Annotated in this window: 15 protein-coding genes; 8 read left to right on the forward strand and 7 right to left on the reverse strand. The window is 60.4% G+C overall.

Features of this window, described 5'->3' with window-relative positions:
- The first annotated feature begins 63 nt into the window (after positions 1-63).
- Entirely contained in the window at positions 64-954 is an 891-nt protein-coding gene (locus ACXJKO_RS16120; RefSeq protein WP_457092102.1) for a LysR family transcriptional regulator, read from the forward strand.
- 375 nt (positions 955-1,329) lie between these two features.
- Here the strand turns inward: ACXJKO_RS16120 and ACXJKO_RS16125 are convergent, their stop codons facing one another.
- The 4 genes from ACXJKO_RS16125 to ACXJKO_RS16140 form a co-directional block, all read right to left on the reverse strand.
- Entirely contained in the window at positions 1,330-3,060 is a 1,731-nt protein-coding gene (locus ACXJKO_RS16125) for an AMP-binding protein (RefSeq protein WP_457092103.1), read from the reverse strand.
- A 178-nt stretch (positions 3,061-3,238) separates the two neighbouring features.
- On the reverse strand, positions 3,239-5,278 hold the full coding sequence (locus tag ACXJKO_RS16130; RefSeq protein WP_457092104.1) for an elongation factor G: 2,040 nt from the start codon (positions 5,276-5,278) through the stop codon (positions 3,239-3,241).
- Positions 5,279-5,455: 177 nt separating this feature from the next.
- Positions 5,456-5,929, reverse strand: coding sequence for a DUF992 domain-containing protein (locus ACXJKO_RS16135; protein ID WP_457092105.1), 474 nt, complete (start codon positions 5,927-5,929; stop codon positions 5,456-5,458).
- 187 nt (positions 5,930-6,116) lie between these two features.
- Positions 6,117-7,319: a pyridoxal phosphate-dependent aminotransferase gene (locus ACXJKO_RS16140; protein ID WP_457092106.1), complete on the reverse strand. Its 1,203-nt coding sequence runs from the start codon at positions 7,317-7,319 to the stop codon at positions 6,117-6,119.
- Between the two features lie 123 nt (positions 7,320-7,442).
- Here ACXJKO_RS16140 and ACXJKO_RS16145 point away from each other — a divergent pair, with 123 nt between their 5' ends.
- The 3 genes from ACXJKO_RS16145 (at position 7,443) to ACXJKO_RS16155 (ending at position 10,067) form a co-directional block, all read left to right on the forward strand.
- Positions 7,443-8,423, forward strand: coding sequence for a Bug family tripartite tricarboxylate transporter substrate binding protein (locus tag ACXJKO_RS16145; RefSeq protein WP_457092107.1), 981 nt, complete (start codon positions 7,443-7,445; stop codon positions 8,421-8,423).
- Between the two features lie 234 nt (positions 8,424-8,657).
- Complete coding sequence (locus ACXJKO_RS16150) at positions 8,658-8,849, forward strand: hypothetical protein (RefSeq protein ID WP_457092108.1); 192 nt, start codon at positions 8,658-8,660, stop codon at positions 8,847-8,849.
- A 78-nt stretch (positions 8,850-8,927) separates the two neighbouring features.
- Positions 8,928-10,067 (forward strand): PQQ-dependent sugar dehydrogenase, encoded by a 1,140-nt coding sequence (locus tag ACXJKO_RS16155; protein ID WP_457092109.1) that lies wholly within the window; start codon positions 8,928-8,930, stop codon positions 10,065-10,067.
- Between the two features lie 7 nt (positions 10,068-10,074).
- Here ACXJKO_RS16155 and ACXJKO_RS16160 read toward each other — a convergent pair whose 3' ends face one another.
- From ACXJKO_RS16160 to ACXJKO_RS16170, 3 genes are all read right to left on the reverse strand, one after another.
- Complete coding sequence (locus ACXJKO_RS16160; protein WP_457092110.1) at positions 10,075-10,395, reverse strand: YnfA family protein; 321 nt, start codon at positions 10,393-10,395, stop codon at positions 10,075-10,077.
- A gap of 1 nt (position 10,396) precedes the next feature.
- Complete coding sequence (locus tag ACXJKO_RS16165; protein ID WP_457092111.1) at positions 10,397-10,738, reverse strand: DMT family protein; 342 nt, start codon at positions 10,736-10,738, stop codon at positions 10,397-10,399.
- A gap of 156 nt (positions 10,739-10,894) precedes the next feature.
- On the reverse strand, positions 10,895-11,713 hold the full coding sequence (locus ACXJKO_RS16170; protein ID WP_457092112.1) for a C13 family peptidase: 819 nt from the start codon (positions 11,711-11,713) through the stop codon (positions 10,895-10,897).
- A gap of 174 nt (positions 11,714-11,887) precedes the next feature.
- On the opposite strand from ACXJKO_RS16170, the gene ACXJKO_RS16175 reads away from it, so the two are divergent.
- The 4 genes from ACXJKO_RS16175 to ACXJKO_RS16190 all read left to right on the forward strand — a co-directional run.
- On the forward strand, positions 11,888-12,277 hold the full coding sequence (locus tag ACXJKO_RS16175; protein WP_457092113.1) for a DUF3775 domain-containing protein: 390 nt from the start codon (positions 11,888-11,890) through the stop codon (positions 12,275-12,277).
- 257 nt (positions 12,278-12,534) lie between these two features.
- Positions 12,535-12,723, forward strand: a complete 189-nt coding sequence (locus ACXJKO_RS16180; protein WP_457092114.1) for a hypothetical protein — start codon at positions 12,535-12,537, stop codon at positions 12,721-12,723.
- 174 nt (positions 12,724-12,897) lie between these two features.
- On the forward strand, positions 12,898-13,710 hold the full coding sequence (locus ACXJKO_RS16185) for a class I SAM-dependent methyltransferase (protein ID WP_457092115.1): 813 nt from the start codon (positions 12,898-12,900) through the stop codon (positions 13,708-13,710).
- A gap of 99 nt (positions 13,711-13,809) precedes the next feature.
- Positions 13,810-16,962: class I SAM-dependent DNA methyltransferase (locus ACXJKO_RS16190; protein WP_457092116.1), on the forward strand; the 3,153-nt coding region annotated here is incomplete at its 3' end.

Below are 16,962 nucleotides of genomic sequence, written 5' to 3' on the forward strand. Positions count from 1 at the left end.
CGGCTACCTCATAAGAAATAAGGTGCCCCGCGTCAGGTGCATGCGAGGCATGAGAGGCACGCCGTGGACTGGGACAAAATCCGGATTTTCTACACCGTCGCGGAAGCGGGAAGCTTCACGCGGGCGGGTGACGATCTGGGCCTCAGCCAATCGGCGGTGAGCCGCCAGATCAGCGCGCTCGAACGCGAGTTGAAGGCCCCCCTCTTCCACCGCCACGCCCGCGGGCTCATTCTTACCGAGCAGGGCGATCTTCTGTTCCGCGCCGCCCGCGACATGCGCATGCGCCTCGAGACCACCAAGGCGCGTCTTGTGGAGACGAGCGAGCGCCCCTCGGGCGAACTGAAGGTGACGACCACAGTGGGCCTCGGCTCCATCTGGCTGGCCCAGCGCGTCGCCGAATTCCTGGACCTCTACCCGGACGTGCGGGTTGAGCTGATCCTCTCCAACGAGGAACTGGATCTCGCCATGCGCGAGGCCGACGTCGCCATCCGCCTGCGCCGCCCGGCCCAGCCGGACCTGATCCAACGTCGCCTCTTCACGGTGCACTTCCACGTCTATGCATCGACCGACTACATTAAGCGCTTCGGCGAACCGAAGACGCTGGAAGATCTGGACGAGCACCGCATCATCTCGTTCGGCGGAGATCAGCCCTCCTATCTCATGTCCGTGCACTGGCTCGCGACAGCGGGACGCGAAGGCAAGGAAGCGCGCCAGTATCATTACGTGGTGAACAACATCACCGCCTTGAAACTCGCGGTGGAGACCGGAGCCGGCATTGCCGTGCTGCCGGATTATGCGGCCGTGGGCAATCCGAACCTGACCCAGGTTCTGCGGGATGTAGAGATGCCCTCGCTGGACAGCTACCTCGTCTATGCCGAGGAAATGCGCTCGGTCGCCCGCGTCCAGGCTTTTCGCGATTTCCTGATCTCCAAGGCCCAGCGCTGGACGTTCTAGACCTGACCCACTCTTGTGGACGGCTCTTAAAGCTTTGCTGCGCCTCATATTCCAGGATGAACCGGGTCTGCTTTATCCGGACGTCCTAAAGCCGGAATCGGCTCCAACCTCTGCAAGCTTCGCCGAATATGACAGTGCAATGGCACAAGCCATGCGCAGAACGCAGCCCTTTCATGAGGCATATTGCATTGCAAATAAGCTGCAGGCAGTCGATATCACCCTTGGCTGATTTCAACGCGGCACCGCTTTTCTTCCTCCCGGCGCTGCCGTGTCGGCCGTTCCCTCTGGAAGGTTTTGACTCTTTTGTCGGACCTCACTTTATGCCGGGCCTTTGGCCCGGCTTTTTTTTGCTTCAGGGCCTTAACATTAGCAGCGCTACTTGGACCCTGGCCGTGTGACCTCTTCCTTCAGCATGCGGCGCAGGATCTTGCCGACATTGGTTTTCGGCAGAAACTCCCGAAACACCACCCGGCGCGGTACCTTGTAGCCGGTCAGGTTCTCGCGGCAGAAGAGGCGCAGGTCCTCGGCGGTCAGGGCCGGATCCTTGCGGACCACATAGGCCACGACGGCCTCGCCGGATTGCTCATCCGGTAGACCGACGACAGCCACCTCCATGACGCCGGGATGCTGGGCGATCACGTCCTCGACCTCGTTCGGATAGACGTTGAAGCCCGAGACCAGGATCATGTCCTTCATCCGGTCCACGACCTTCACCTGACCGTCCGGAAGGATGGTGCCCACATCGCCCGTGCGGAAATAGCCGTCGGGCGTCATGACCTTGGCGGTCTCCTCCGGGCTCTCCCAGTAGCCAGCCATCACCTGCGGGCCCTTGACGCAGATCTCGCCGCGTTCGCCCATGGGCAGGGTGGCGCCGTCCGTCGAGCGAATGACGACATCGGTGGAGGGCACCGGATAGCCGATGGTGCCGGTGAATTCCTTGATGTCGAGACGATTGACGCAGACGACCGGCGAGGTCTCGGACAAGCCGTAGCCCTCGACGATGGGGCGGCCGGAAATTTCCTTCCACTTGCGCGCCACCGTCTCCTGGGTCGCCATGCCGCCCGCAACCGAAAAGACGAGATGGGAGAAATCCACATCCTTGATGCCCTCGGCATGCGCCAGAGCATTGTAAAGCGTGTTGACGCCGGCCATGAGCGTGAAGTGACTTTTCTGCAGAATCTTCACGAAGCCCGGAATGTCGCGCGGATTGGCGATTAGCAACTGGCAGCCGCCGATCTTCGTCATTAGAAGCGCACAGGCCGTCAGCGCGAAGATATGATAGAGCGGCAGCGCGGTGACCATCGTGTGATCGTCGCGCTCGCCGAAGAAGGGACGCATCCACGCTTCGCATTGAAGCGTGTTCGCGGCCACGTTGCGGTGGAGAAGAATGGCGCCTTTCGAGACGCCCGTTGTTCCGCCGGTATATTGCAGAAACGCGATGTCGTCCGGCTTCACCTCCACAGGCTGCGGCTTCTTCGCGAGGCCCTGTTTGTGGATGCTGGCAAACGATAGAGCGCCCGGAATGTTGTACGGCTTGACCGCCTTTTTCACATAACGCGACACCAGATTGACGATCTGCCCTTTCAGGCCGAGCAGGTCGCCTGGCTTCACGATGATGACCTTGGTCAGCGTGACATCCGTCATCGCCTCCTGCACGGTCTCCGCGAAATTCTCCAGCACGAAGAGAGTCTGCACACGCGCGTTCAGCAGTTGATGGCGCAACTCGCGGGCAGTGTAGAGTGGATTGACATTGATGACGACGCCGCCTGCCAGCAGCACGCCGAACATGAGCGCCGGATAGGCCATCACATTCGGCAGCATGATCGCGACGCGATCGCCTTTCTTGAGACCCTGGCTCTGCAGCCATGAGGCCACCGCCTCGGCGCTGCGATTGAGCTCGGCATAAGTCATCTTCGTGCCGAAACTCTCGACCGCCGCACGGTTCGCATAATTGGCGACGGCGGCCTTGTAGATGTCGACGATGGTGCCGATGCGGTTCTCGTCGATCGTCTGCGGAACATTCGGCGGATAGGATTGCAGCCAAGGGCGGGTCGAGGCGGTTCCAGCGGCATCGTTGAGGGTGGCCGCCGGTGTCGTGGCGTTCATCTTTTCTTCCTCCCGCTTCAAGCGAGGTCAACTTCGATGGAGATGATATCTCCTTAAGGCAGAGATTGGCGCGGAAGACTTCCTTTGTCGATGGGCCGAAGGAACGAGAAACGGCCGGTTCTGGTGAAACCGGCCGTTCCTATGTGTGCTTTGAGCTCAAAACCTGCTGATCGGCGCTCTAATGGGCTTTGTGRAGCACCATTTCCGCAGGCTTGCCGCTCAGTTCGGAGAGATGGTCGAAATGCGTGGAGAACGTGCCGACGCCGGCCGTCACGGACCGCAATTCGATGATCAGATCGCCGATTTCCGCCTCCGGGATCGTCGCGCTGATCACATCCCATCCGGGCCAGCCGGCCCTGCTGTCATAGCCGAGGATCTGCCCGCGCCGCGCTGTGACGAGGCCGGTCGCCTTGGACAAGGCCTCGGTCGGAATTGCGATCTCGGCGGAAAGCACAGGCTCCAACAGCACGGGCTTCGCCTTCGGCAGCGCCTCCGAGAGCGCAAGCTTGGCCGCAGCCTGGAAGGCGGCATCGGATGAATCCACCGTGTGATAGGAGCCGTCCGTGAGCGTCACGGCGATATCCACCAGCGGGAAGCCGAGCGGGCCGCTCTTCAACGCGTCGCGCACGCCTGTTTCCACCGATGGAATGTACTGGCGGGGCACGACGCCACCGGTGATCTTGTCTTCGAAGAGGAAGCCCTCGCCTTTCGGCAACGGCCTGATTTCGAGCATCACATCGCCATACTGGCCGTGACCACCGGTCTGCTTGCGATGCCTGCCGCGCGCCGATGCGGGACCGCGGATGGTTTCGCAATAAGCCACACGCGGCTTCATCATTTCAACGCCGACCTGGAACCGCGACGCAAGCTTTTCGACAGCGACACGCAGATGCATCTCGCCCTGTCCGAGCAGCCTGATCTCGCCCATATCGGGGCGGGTTTCGACGACGAGGGAAGGATCCTCCTCCGTGATTTTCGTCAACGCGCTGGAGAGGCGCACATCGTCCTTGCGATCCTTAACCTTGATCGCCAGCACGTAAACGGGTTCAGGCGGCGCGGAGGATACGATGGCATCAGGACGCACCTTGCCGGATGCGAAGCTGTCACCTGTGGCGATGCCTTCCAGCCTCCCGAAGCCCACGGTATCGCCGGCCTTTGCTTCTGGCATGCGCGTGGTGTTGCTGCCGACAATCGTCATCAGGCTGCCGATGCGCGCTTCCGTGCCGCGCGATCCCAGAACCGTATCGCCTTCATGGAACACGCCGCGAAGGACGCGGGCGAGCGAGAGCTTGCCGCCCTGCCCCATATGCTGCGTTTTCATGACCTGCGCGAGAGGCGGTCCATCCTCGGAAAGTCCAAGGCGGGTGCGGGTTTCTTCCAATCCCGGCGCTTCGTGGCGCAGCGCTTTGAGAAGCCGTGTCACGCCGTTGCCGCGCTCCGCCGAACCAATGAGGGCTGGCACTACATGCCGCTCCTTCAGCTCGCGCGACAGATCGTCGAACACGCGGTCGCGCGGAGGCTCGATCTCGGAGATCAGCTCTTCCATCAAGGAATCGTCGTAATCGGCGAGACGTTCGAGCATCGCGTAGCGCGCTTCGCGCTCGCGGGAATCCTCGCCGTCCGGAAATTCGACGATCTCGCTCGGTGCATGCTCGCGATAGATGAAGGCCCGCTCGAGCGCGAGGTCGATGAAGCCCCTCACGATGCCGTCCTTCCACAGCGGGATCTGGCGCAGGAGCAATGGCGTACGCGAGGCCTGCTGCAGGAGTGCGAGTGTTTCACGCACGCGCTGCGTGGCCGTGTCGATCTTGTTGATGAACAGGAAGCGCGGAATGTCGGCTTCCTCGAGCTCTCGCAGGATCACTTCGAGAGCGGGCACCTTGCGCTCGTCCGCCTCGCACACGACGATCGCTGCGTCGCAGACCGGCGTGACATTGCGCATTTCGTGCAGAAATTCCATGGAGCCGGGGCAGTCGATGAAGGTCATCGTCTCGCCCATGAATTCGACCGTCGCCACATTGGGCTCGATGCTCATGCCGTGAGAACGGGCCTGTGCGCTCGCATCACCGACGCTGTCGCCGTTGGCGACGCGGCCTGCGCGGGAGATCGCACCCGTCCGCTCCAAAATCGCTTCGAGAAGCGTGGTCTTGCCGCTCTGAAATGGGCCGACGATGGCAATGCATCGCGGGCCCGCCGCTTGTCTGCCGTTGGGTGCCATGAAAAGTCTCCTTCCCTTGCCCCCGTTGGTGTGCGCCCTTTGTCGTTTCGGCGCTTGGCAGTCCTTATTTTTAAAGAATGCTCTGCTCATTGAGCGCGGTTGGCAAGGTGTCTTTTGCGCAACCGAAAACGGCCAAGCTTTCGCTTGGCCGTTGAATTATGCCCTGATGTCAGAGGATTATCGCGCGGCTCGCAACTCGAAATCGCTGACGCCGAGGGCGAAGTTCAAACCGGTCTGCCCGCTGACGGAAAGCGGCTGTAGGGCAATCGATCTGTTGGAACCGCCGACCAGAACATTGGCTCCAAGGCCCGCGCCGACGGTCGCCTCGGCCGTGGCCCCGACATAGCTGCCGGCCAGCGAGCCCGGCGCAAGGCTGCCTCCGGAGAAGACCGCCCAGGCGAGCACGCCTCGTCCCGTCACGCCCAGATCGAGCCCGAAGCGGCGGATCACGCCGACATAGCGTTCGTTGCGGCCCCGGCGGGGATCGAAGGTGCAGACCGTGGTTTTCTGCGATGTCACGATAAGCCCGATGCCACCTGACACGCTGCAGGTCAGCGCGCCCACACGGGTGCGGCTTTGGGCTTGTGCCTCATGGAGGCCCGCGGATGCGATGAGCGCAAGAGCGGCAACGGGGAGAGCGGCGCGGCGCATGGTCATCTCCTAAGCGCGTTGAAGCTTAGCGATCAACCGGCATGCAGGAATGTCGTTCCATCTTTAGGTCGACACTCCTGCAGCTATATCGGATTGCCTCGGGAGTTATCTCGTACTCCCGAGGCAGTAGATTAAGCACTGAGCATCTTTTCACGCAAAACCGGTTCCCACTTTTGCGTTCGATGCTTTAGCGCAGCGATCCGCAGAAACGCTGGATGCGGTTGCAGGCGTCTTCCAGCGCCGCGTTCGAGGTGGCGTAGGAGATGCGGAGATTCGGGCCGAGGCCGAAGGACGAACCGTGCACCGCGGCGACGCCCTCGGTTTCCAGAAGCTCGGCGACGAAGTCCTCGTCCGTCGCGATGACCTTGCCCGATGGCGCGGTCTTGCCGATGGCTTCGGCACAGGACGGATAGACGTAGAACGCGCCTTCCGGCATAGGGCACTTCAGGTACTTTGACTGGTTGAGCATGGAGACCACGAGATCCCGGCGCTCCTCGAAAGCCTTCTTGAACACTTTGAGGTGATCCTGCGGACCGTCGAGCGCTTCCACGGCCGCCCATTGCGAGATCGCGCTCGTGCCGGAGGTCTGCTGGCCCTGCACGAAGTCCATAGCCTTGATCAGGTGCTCGGGGCCGCCTGCATAGCCGATACGCCAGCCGGTCATGGCATAGGCCTTCGACACGCCGTTCATGGTGAGCGTGCGCTCATAGAGACGGGGCTCGACCTGAGCGGGCGTGACGAACTCGAAATCGCCATAGGTGAGATGCTCGTACATGTCGTCGGTGAGCACCCACACATGCGGATGGCGCATCAGCACGTCGGTGATGGCCTTCATCTCTGCATAGGAATAGGCGGCGCCGGTCGGGTTCGACGGCGAGTTGAGGATGATCCACTTGGTCTTGGGCGTAATCGCGCGATCGAGATCCTCGGCCTGGAGCTTGAAGTCGTGCTCCATGGTACAATCGACGAAGACCGGCTTGCCGCCGCACAGCACCACCATCTCCGGATAGGACACCCAGTAGGGTGCCGGCACGATGACCTCGTCGCCCGGATTCAGGGTCGCGAGCAGCGCGTTGTAGATCACGTGCTTGCCGCCGGTGGACACGATGGTCTGCGAGGGCTTGTAGTCCAGGCCGTTCTCGCGCTTGAACTTGCGGGAGATCGCCTCGCGCAGGGGCACGATGCCGGACACGGGCGTGTACTTCGTCTCACCGCGGCGGATGGCGGCGATGGCGGCTTCCTTGATGTTGTCGGGCGTGTCGAAATCCGGCTCGCCGACGGAAAGACTGATCACGTCCCGGCCCTGGGCTTTGAGATCGCGCGCTTTCTGCGTGATGACGATGGTTGCAGACGGCTTGATGCGCGAGAGGGCGTCAGACAAAAAGCCCATGGGAATCCTCCGATTGGGACGGTAAGAAGGGAGCGTGACGGCGGCGGACCCTAATGCGGTCAAGCCGTCCAAGCAAGCAAAACAGCCCCGTTGAATGGGGTTTTTGAGGAGCCGCCTTTTCCCATGACAATTTCCGTGACCCGCCGCCTTGCGCTCGGCCTTTTCGCCGGTGCCGCCCTTCTGTCCACCGCTGTCACCGCGCAGACCTATCCCAGCCGCGTGATCAAGATGGTGGTTCCCTACCCGGCCGGCGGCCCCACGGACGTGATCGCCCGCATCGTGGCCGAGGAAATGGGCAAGGATCTCGGCCAGAACGTGATCGTCGAGAACCTGGCCGGCGCCTCCGGCGCCGTCGGCACCCGGTCCGTGGCGCGGGCAGAACCCGATGGCTACACCATCGTGTTCGGCAACAACCAGACCCACGGGAACAACATGTTCCTGCTGCGGGAGCCCGGTTACGATGCGGTGAAGGACTTCGCACCTCTCGCGGGCGCTGGCGCGTTCGAGCACGTCTTCGTGGTGCAGAACGACCTGCCCGCGAAAACCATCCCCGAGCTGATCGAGCTGGCCAAGAAGGACCCTGGCAAGCTGAATTACGGTTCGACCGGCGTCGGCTCGGGCTCGCATCTCGCCACCGAACTCTTCATGACCCGCACGGGCACCAAGATGACCCACGTTCCCTTCCGGGGCGCGGCTCCCCTGGTGACGGAGCTCATGGCCGGGCGCATCGACGTGTCGAACTCCACCCTGCCAAGCGTGCTCAGCCAGTTCCAGGCCGGGCAGATGCGGGCCATAGGCATCGCAAGCCCGCAGCGCAATCCGCAGGCTCCCGACGTTCCGACCCTTCGTGAGCAGGGCATCACCAATGCGGATGCGGAATCCTGGGCCGCCTTCTTCGCGCCCGTGAACACGCCCAAACCCGTTCTCGACAAGCTCTCAGCCACGATCATCGCGATCCTGAACAAGCCCGACGTGAAGGAACGCATCACTAAGCTTGGCTTTACTTTGAACGTCCGTGATCCGGAGACCTTCAAGCCTTACCTGAACAAGGAAATCCAGACCTGGGCCGAGATCATCAAGGCCGCCGGCATCAAGGCGGAATAAGCAGTCGGCTCATCGCATGACGTTGGATGGCCGGGCTCGCCCGGCCATCTGCTTTTTGGGAGCGGATTCCTTCCCCTCAAGCTGGGCCGCCAACGAACTAAATGGTTAATGATTAGTTAAGACGGGCACTTAGCCAAGCATCTGAAAGGATGACTTCAGTCCCCGCGTGGAACTTTCCTGAGTCACAGAGGTTTTTTATCCAAATCCACCTTGGCCCCTTAAGGGGAAGAACCAATGAAAAGCTTCCGCTCAAGAAAGACCTGCAACGTCGCATCCCGCGCCCACCGCATCGATGCGCAGCAACAGAGCCGCTGGTCCCTGGCGCTGATCATGCTCATGGGCTTTGCGACGCTCTCGGTCCTCGCAACCACGCAATCCCTGTCGGCTCAGGACACGAATACTGTCCACGTCTATTCACACCGATAACGCCGGAGTGATCGGGGGCAAGGTTGACGCCCTGCCCCAAAGGGTTAGCTCTCCGACCCTGGACTACGGAGAGCTTCGATGATGATACCCCGCCTTGCCCTCGCCTGCGCCCTGACCTTTGCCGCCATTCCGGCAGCCCTCGCCCAGGACACGCAGCGCCTTCGCACAGACAAGGTCGAGGTCGTCGTCGAGACCGTTGCCCGGGGTCTGCAAAACCCCTGGAGCCTCGCCTTTCTTCCCGACAACAGAATGCTCGTGACGGAAAAGCCCGGCCGCCTGCGCATCGTGGACGCCCAAGGCAATCTCTCCGAGCCGATCAAGGGGCTTCCGCGCATCTCGGCCCGTGGCCAGGGAGGCCTTCTCGATGTGGTCCTCGACCCCAGTTTCAGCCAGAATCGCCTGGTCTACCTGAGCTTCGCCGAGGATCGGGGCGAAGGCCGGAACGGCACGAGCGTGGCCCGCGCCCGTCTGAGCCAGGATGGAAGCACTCTTGAGGACACCCAGGTTATCTTCCGCCAGGAGCCTTCCTATGCGGGCACTCAGCATTTCGGTTCGCGTCTCGTCTTTGCCCGTGACGGCAATCTCTTCGTGACGCTCGGCGAACGCAACGACCTGCGCGATCAGGCGCAAAGCCTCAACAACCATCTCGGCAAGATCGTTCGCATCAAGCCGACCGGCGGAGCCGTATCGGACAATCCGTTCACGAACCGCGAGGACGCGCGGCCGGAAATCTGGTCGTCCGGCCATCGCAACGTGCAATCGGCGGCGCTCAATCCGACGAGCGGTGAACTCTGGGTCGTCGAGCACGGCGCGCGGGGCGGCGACGAGGTCAACATTCCCCAGAAGGGCAAGAACTATGGCTGGCCCGTGATCTCCTACGGCGTGCACTATTCCGGCCAGAAGATCGGCGAAGGCACGCGCAAGCCCGGCCTGGAGCAGCCGACCTATTACTGGGATCCGTCGATCGCGCCTTCGGGCATGGCGTTCTATACCGGCGACAAGTTCCCCGCCTGGCGCGGCAGCATTCTCGTCGGCGCGCTGGCGGGTAAGCTCGTGTCGCGGCTCGAGACCAGCGGCAACAAGGTGACCGGCGAGGAGAGGATGCTGCAGAATCTCGGCGAGCGCATCCGCGATGTGCGCCAGGGACCGGATGGCTTGGTCTACCTGCTCACCGATTCCTCACAAGGCCGCATCCTGCGGATGAAGCCCGCCGAATAAGGCTGTTCTACCCGCGCGGCCCGAACAGGATGATCGCCGCGCCGGCAAGACAGAACGCGGCACCCGCCAGATCCCAGCGGTCCGGGCGGGTGTTCTCCACGCCCCAAAGCCACAGGAGCGAGGCCACGATATAGATGCCGCCATAGGCCGCATAAGCGCGCCCGGCGGCATCGCTCGGCGCAAGGGTCAGGAGGTAGGCGAAGAGCGCAAGAGAGCCCATGCCCGGCGCGAGCCACCAGGCCGATTTGTCCAGGCGCAGCCACGCCCAGAACGCGAAGCATCCCGCGATCTCGGCAAAAGCCGCGCCGGCATAGATGGCGAATGTCACCTTACCTGCCTTGGAAGATGAAGGCCGCTCCGCCGGCGATGAGGCAGAAGCCGACCAGATGGTTCCAGCCGAGCGGCTCCTTGAGGTACAGCACCGAGAAACCCGCGAAGACCAGAAGCGTGATCACCTCCTGCATCGTCTTCAGCTCGGCCGCCGAATAGACCTCGGAGCCGATGCGGTTCGCCGGCACGGCCAGCCAGTATTCGAAGAAGGCGATGCCCCAGCTCACGATGACGGCCATCCAGAGCGCCGTCGTTTTAAATTTCAGGTGCCCATACCAGGCAAAGGTCATGAAGACGTTCGATGCAACGAGCATCAGCACAGGCGTGACATGCGGATTCATGGGATGGCCGAAAATTGAAGAGATGGGAGGTGAGGTTGCCGGGTAAAATTGTTCCCTGCCCTATTCCTCCCACCGGCCATGTCAAGCCGCTCTCAATCAACCTGTTGGGTCAGGTTGAAAAATGCCGCAGCCCGAATGGGCGCCTGGGTCTCGGCATCAGCAAGCGACGGCCTGCGCGCCGGGTCGCGGCGGGCGGCAGGCTTGCCCCGCGGGAGCAGGCCGAGCGTTGAGGCGCGCCAGCACTTCCGAACCACCGGCGATCTGCGGATTGGACGGATCGAAGCCTTCCCGCCGCTCGCGTTGCGTGACGAGGCTGCGTGCGCTCTCGAATGCCGCATCGAGACGCGGCTCCCGGCGCAGGGACTTGTTGAAGAAGGCATCACCGAAATAGGTCCAGGTCGCGCCGTCGCGGCAGCCGAAGGATGGCTTGTCGGCGGCAGCCGCCGTAATCACGAGTGTGCGCGGATCGGCGAGAGCCTTCGCGAACACGCCTGAATAGCATGCCGAGACGATGACGATGCGATGCTGGGCCTTCGTCTCGTTGAGCAGAACCTTCACGTCGTTGGGCGTCATCAGCTGCGTATCGCGCCCGGCCACGATGCCGACGCCCTCCGGCGCGCCATGCGAGGTGAGCACGAGCGCGACCATATCCTCCGCCGGATCGAGAACCTGCCCCGTCGCTCGCGCTGCGGCGAGCAGGATGGATGGTGTCGCATTAGAGCGGCGCTTGGTGTTGAAGCGCACGATGGTGCGCCCCTTCGAGCCGAGCTGCGTTTCGAGAATGCGCGCGGCGCCCTTCGCCTCGCTCTCGAACACGCTTTGCGGACCCCACAAACCGAAGGAGAGAACATAGACATCAGCCTGCCCCGGCCTTTGCGGCTGTAGCGCAAACCGCTGTGATTGGGCCGAACTCTCTGTAGCCGCACCGGCGGACAGCAAAGCTGCGATCAGGCAAAGCGTGAAGAACCGGCGCATGGCGACCTTTTTCTCTGTCGGAACACTCTAACAGCCGCACCGCTGCAAGGCCAGGAGTGGGTAACCGGGAATGCCGGCAAAATCGGAAAGGCCATCCAAAGCTGAACCGAAAGCCCTCTGAATGGTTTCCCTTGTCACAGAATTCAACGACGAGCGTTTACGAAGAGGGTTTCGATGGATATCGCGCTAGACAAGGTGTGCGAACTCATTCTCCGGGTCAAAGCCATTGATGTGAAGGAGGGGCCGACCGATCCGGCCTCGGGCTCCAATCCCATCGATGACGGCGCCATCGACGCCCTGACCGCCTCGCCCGACGATGCCACGGAAGAGGAGCTGCGCGACGTGATCGCCGGCCTCAACGACGATGAGCGCGCAGATCTCATCGCGCTTGTCTATATTGGCCGTGGCGACATGGAGCCGGAGGAATGGGGCGACGCGGTGCGCCTTGCACGAGAGCGAGAAGAGGCAAACTCGGTGTCGACCGCCGACTGGCTGATCGGAATTCCCAACCTCGCCGACCTCCTTGACGAGGGCCTGAACGCCATGGGGCGCAGCTGTAGCTGAAGGCCCGAAGCATAGCCGGAACGTGCGGAGCCACATAGACAGACACCACATCCATCCTGACTATCAGCTCTTAAAGCACCACCCAATTGGCTCAAATCTTTGCGATTGCCGGCCCGATTGGTGTTTTGATGTGCATGGCATCGCCGGCACGGTAACGGTGCCCTATTTGCGACACCAAGCGGGCCAACAATTATATCCATAAATGCATGGAGGATGTCATGTGTCCACGATCTCCAAAGGACAGTCGTGAGGACGACATGCAGGACGAGGTTTTGCATGCCGTCCACGACGCCATGAACGAAAATCAGGTTTCCGCAGAAGCCGCAGCTCCTGCGGTCGAGGCCGCTTCTACTGATAAGGCAAACCAGATCCAGGTTATCGAGACTACAGTCGAACTCGACCGTGTCGCAATTTACCTCAAAGGGCCGACGGCATTCAGTGCCTGAACGGCTACCTTTCCAAACTCATCCCCGACCCTGATCATCGCTCGATCCCACAAGATCGAGAGGGCATGATGTTTCGCATGCCAGGATCGGCGGCTTTACTCCTAGGCCGTTTTACAAAGCTACACCGTTGCCCTAAGCATCGAACGAGAAACATCATAACCTCGTAGGACTGCGATGACTGGGAAATGGCATGAGGCCAATCGGGCCAATTGGAACAAGCGGGCGGCGTTGCATATCCGGGATGTGACCGGCTTCTACAACGTCGATGGCTTCCTGGCCGGGGAAGACAAACTCCACGCGATTGAAGCGGCCGAGATCGGCGATTTGAAGGGCAAACGCCTTCTGCATCTCCAATGCCATTTCGGGCTCGACACTCTGTCGCTTGCCCGCCGCGGCGCCATCGTGACGGGCCTCGATTTCTCCCCCGTAGCGATCGAAGGCGCGCGTGAACTCGCCCACAAAGCCAACCTGCCCGCGACCTTCGTGGAAGCCGATGTCTATGAGGCGCGCCAAGTCATCGAAGGTTCCTTCGACATGGTCTATTCCACATGGGGCACAATCTGCTGGCTGCCCGATGTGAAGCGATGGGCGAAGGCGGTGTCCGACATGCTGGTGCCGGGTGGAGTTTTCTATTTCCTTGATTCCCATCCCTCTGCCCAGCTCCTCGACGAGCAGAATGGTCACCTTCAACCGACTTATGGATGGCGCACGCCAGAAACCAAGCCCGACGCCTTTCCCGAGACGCAGTCCTACACAGGCGACGCCCACAGCGAACCCGTGATCCACTATAACTGGATCCATCCCCTGTCCGACATCATCGGCGGCCTTCTGGAGGCTGGCCTACGGCTGGAGTTCCTGCACGAACACGAATATCTGCCCTACAAGCTCTTCCCCATGATGGTGCCCGCCGGCAAAGGCCTCTTCCGGTTGCCTGATGGCGAGGTGCCTATCCCGCTGTCATTCTCGCTGAGGGCGGTGAAACCGTAGGTAGGGACAGTCGGCGATTAACCACACAGTATCTAAACTTTTGATTGTATAATGTAACTTTGCTACTCATGGGTGCACAACCTAAGATGATGTGCGCCCGTGAGTACAACTGCTTTTTCCTGTCCTCCTTCTGTCGAGAGCTTCATCGCCCGCTGGACTGCCCGTGAAGGCGGCGCCGAGCGCGCGAATTACCAGATGTTCCTCTCGGAACTGTGCGATGTCCTTGAGGTGTCGCGGCCCGATCCTGCGGGCAATGAGCGCGAGTTGAACGATTACGTGTTCGAACGCGCCGTGCGCCCACGTGACAGCGACGTCGCGACGGCCTCCAAGCGCATCGATCTCTACAGGAAGAACGCCTTCATCCTGGAGGCCAAGCAATCTCGCCTGCCGGGCAAGAAGAACGCCATTCCCGGCCAGCTCTCCATGCTCGCCAACGAGCCAGCCGAACTCGGCAAGCGCAGCATCGCGCGCGGCTGGGACGTGATGATGAAGAACGCGCGTCAACAGGCGGAATCTTATGTCTTCCTGCTCGATGCGAACCACCCCGCGCCACCCTTCATCATTGTCTGCGATGTGGGCCATTGCCTTGAGCTTTACGCCGATTTCACCGGCACCGGCCGAGCCTACAGCCATTTCCCGGATCGCAACGGCTTTCGCATCTACATGGAGGATTTGCGCAAGGAAGAGGTGCGCATTCGTCTCAAGTGCATCTGGCTGGAACCGCATTCGCTCGACCCATCGAAGGAAGCAGCTCGCGTCACCCGCGATATCGCCAAGCGCCTCGCTCAGGTGAGCAAGGCGCTGGAGGATGGCGGCTGCAACGCAGAGGACGTAGCGCATTTTCTCATGCGCTGTCTTTTTACCATGTTCGCGGAGGACGTGGGACTTCTGCCGCCCGACAGCCTCAAGAGCCTGCTGGAGAGAAGCGTCAACGATCCCTCGCATTTCCCGCATCGTTTGAAGGCGCTCTGGCAGCAGATGGAGAAGGGCGACGAGTTCAGCCATGTCATCGAGGCGCGTGTGCGCCATTTCAACGGCGGCCTCTTCAGGGATACCACCGTGTTCGATCTCGGCCGAGAAGAGATCGGTGAATTGCTGGCCGCCGCGAATTATTCATGGACCGAGGTAGATCCGGCGATCTTCGGCACATTGCTGGAGCAGGCGCTAGAAAAGTCCGAGCGCAAGAAACTCGGCGCGCATTACACACCCCGCGCCTATGTGCAGCGGCTCGTGGAAGCGACCCTCATGGAGCCATTGCGCGAGGATTGGCAGAAGACACTGCGCAAGGCAGAACACGCGAAGGAAACCGGCGATGAGAAAGCGGCGGTGACCATCGTTCGCAACTTCCACCGCCAGCTCTGCATCACGCGGGTCCTGGACCCTGCATGCGGGACGGGAAATTTTCTTTACGTATCGCTGGAGCTGATGAAGAAGCTGGAAGGCGAAGTCCTGGAAACTCTCGCCCAGCTCGGCGAACCGGAAAGCATGGGCCTCGACCGAGAAACCGTCGACCCGCACCAATTCCTCGGTCTCGAACTGAACCCACGCGCCGCGGCGATCGCGGAACTCGTGGTATGGATCGGCTATCTGCAACAGCACTACCGCACCCGCACCGGCCACCCGTCCGAACCGATCCTGCGAGCCTTCGAGAACATCAATTTCGGCAGACGCCAAGGCTACGACGCGGTGCTGACATGGGATGGCTATCCATTGCCAAAGGTGGTGGAGAAGGATGGAAAGCGAGTTGAGACCTATCCGAATGCGCGCCGACCTGCATGGCCGGAAGCGGAATTCATTGTAGGCAACCCGCCGTTTGTGGCAGGTCAAAATTTTCGTGAAACATATGGAAGTACTTACACGGAATCCCTTTGGGGTGTTTACTCACGTATCTCTGGTGGCGCTGATCTTGTGATATTCTGGTGGGATAGAGCTGCTGATATCCTTACAACCAAAAGGACACAGCTACGTCGCTTCGGCTTCATAACAACAAACTCAATCACTCAAGAATTTTCAAGACGTGTGATTAGACGGCACTTAGAAGCAAAGATCGCAATCTCTATTGTGCTTGCAATTCCTGATCACCCTTGGACCAAAGCCACCAAAGACGCTGCTGCTGTGCGCATTGCGATGACTGTTGCTGAGAAAGGACTCGTCGAAGGATCACTTGTGACCGTTCTGCGTGAGCGAGCACTTGAAACTGATGATCCCTATATAGAGTTTACTTCCAAAACAGGCCACATCAATTCCGACTTAACAATTGGAGCCGATATTACAGCGGCGAAAAAGCTAATTGCAAACGCAAGCTTATGTCATGACGGAATCAAACTGCATGGAAAAGGCTTCGTAGTATCCTGCCAGGAAGCAGAACATCTAGGCTTAGGAAAGCGAGATAGCCTCGAAAAGTACATTCGTCCTTATAGAAACGGCAAGGATTTAGCAGCGCATGCTCGCGGGCTGATGGTTATTGATTTATTCGCGATGGAAATAGACGAGATTAGGAGGAAATATCCTGAAATTTATCAGCACCTACTGGCAAATGTTAAACCGGAACGCGATACTAATAATCGAGCTACTTATCGCCTTAACTGGTGGATTTTTGGAGAGCCACGGCGTGAACTCCGTCCTGCACTTACAGATTTAGTTCGTTACGTTGCGACTGTTGATACAGCCAAGCACCGGATTTTTCAGTTCTTGGATATTGGAACAGTTTGCGATGATGGTGTTGTGATTATCGCGATTGACAGTAGCTATCATTTAGGTGTGCTCTCATCAGCACCTCACTTGATTTGGGCTCTGAGCGCAGGTGGAGACCTTGGGACGACGCCGCGATACTTCAAGTCACTATGCTTCGATCCCTTCCCCTTCCCCGATCTATCCGAGTTTCTGAAAGCTCAAATTAGCACCATCGCTGAAGAACTCGACGCCTTCCGCAAAACGCGCCAAGCGGAGCACCCCAAGCTCACTCTGACGCAGATGTACAATGTGTTGGAGAAATTGAAGGCTGGCGTGGCGCTTAATGCTGACGAGGAGCGCATCAAGGATGAAGGCCTCATTCTCATCCTGAAGGAGCTACACGAGCGGCTCGATGCTCTCGTGTTCGAGGCCTATGAATGGCCCGCGAACCTCACCGATGAGGAAATTCTTGAGCGGCTTGTTGCGCTCAATGCGGAGCGGGCGAAGGAGGAAGCGGCGGGGCATGTGCGGTGGCTGCGTCCGGATTATCAGATCCCGCGCTTTGCCAAAGGCCTTGCT

It is taken from the genome of Microvirga sp. P5_D2 (genome assembly GCF_054049475.1).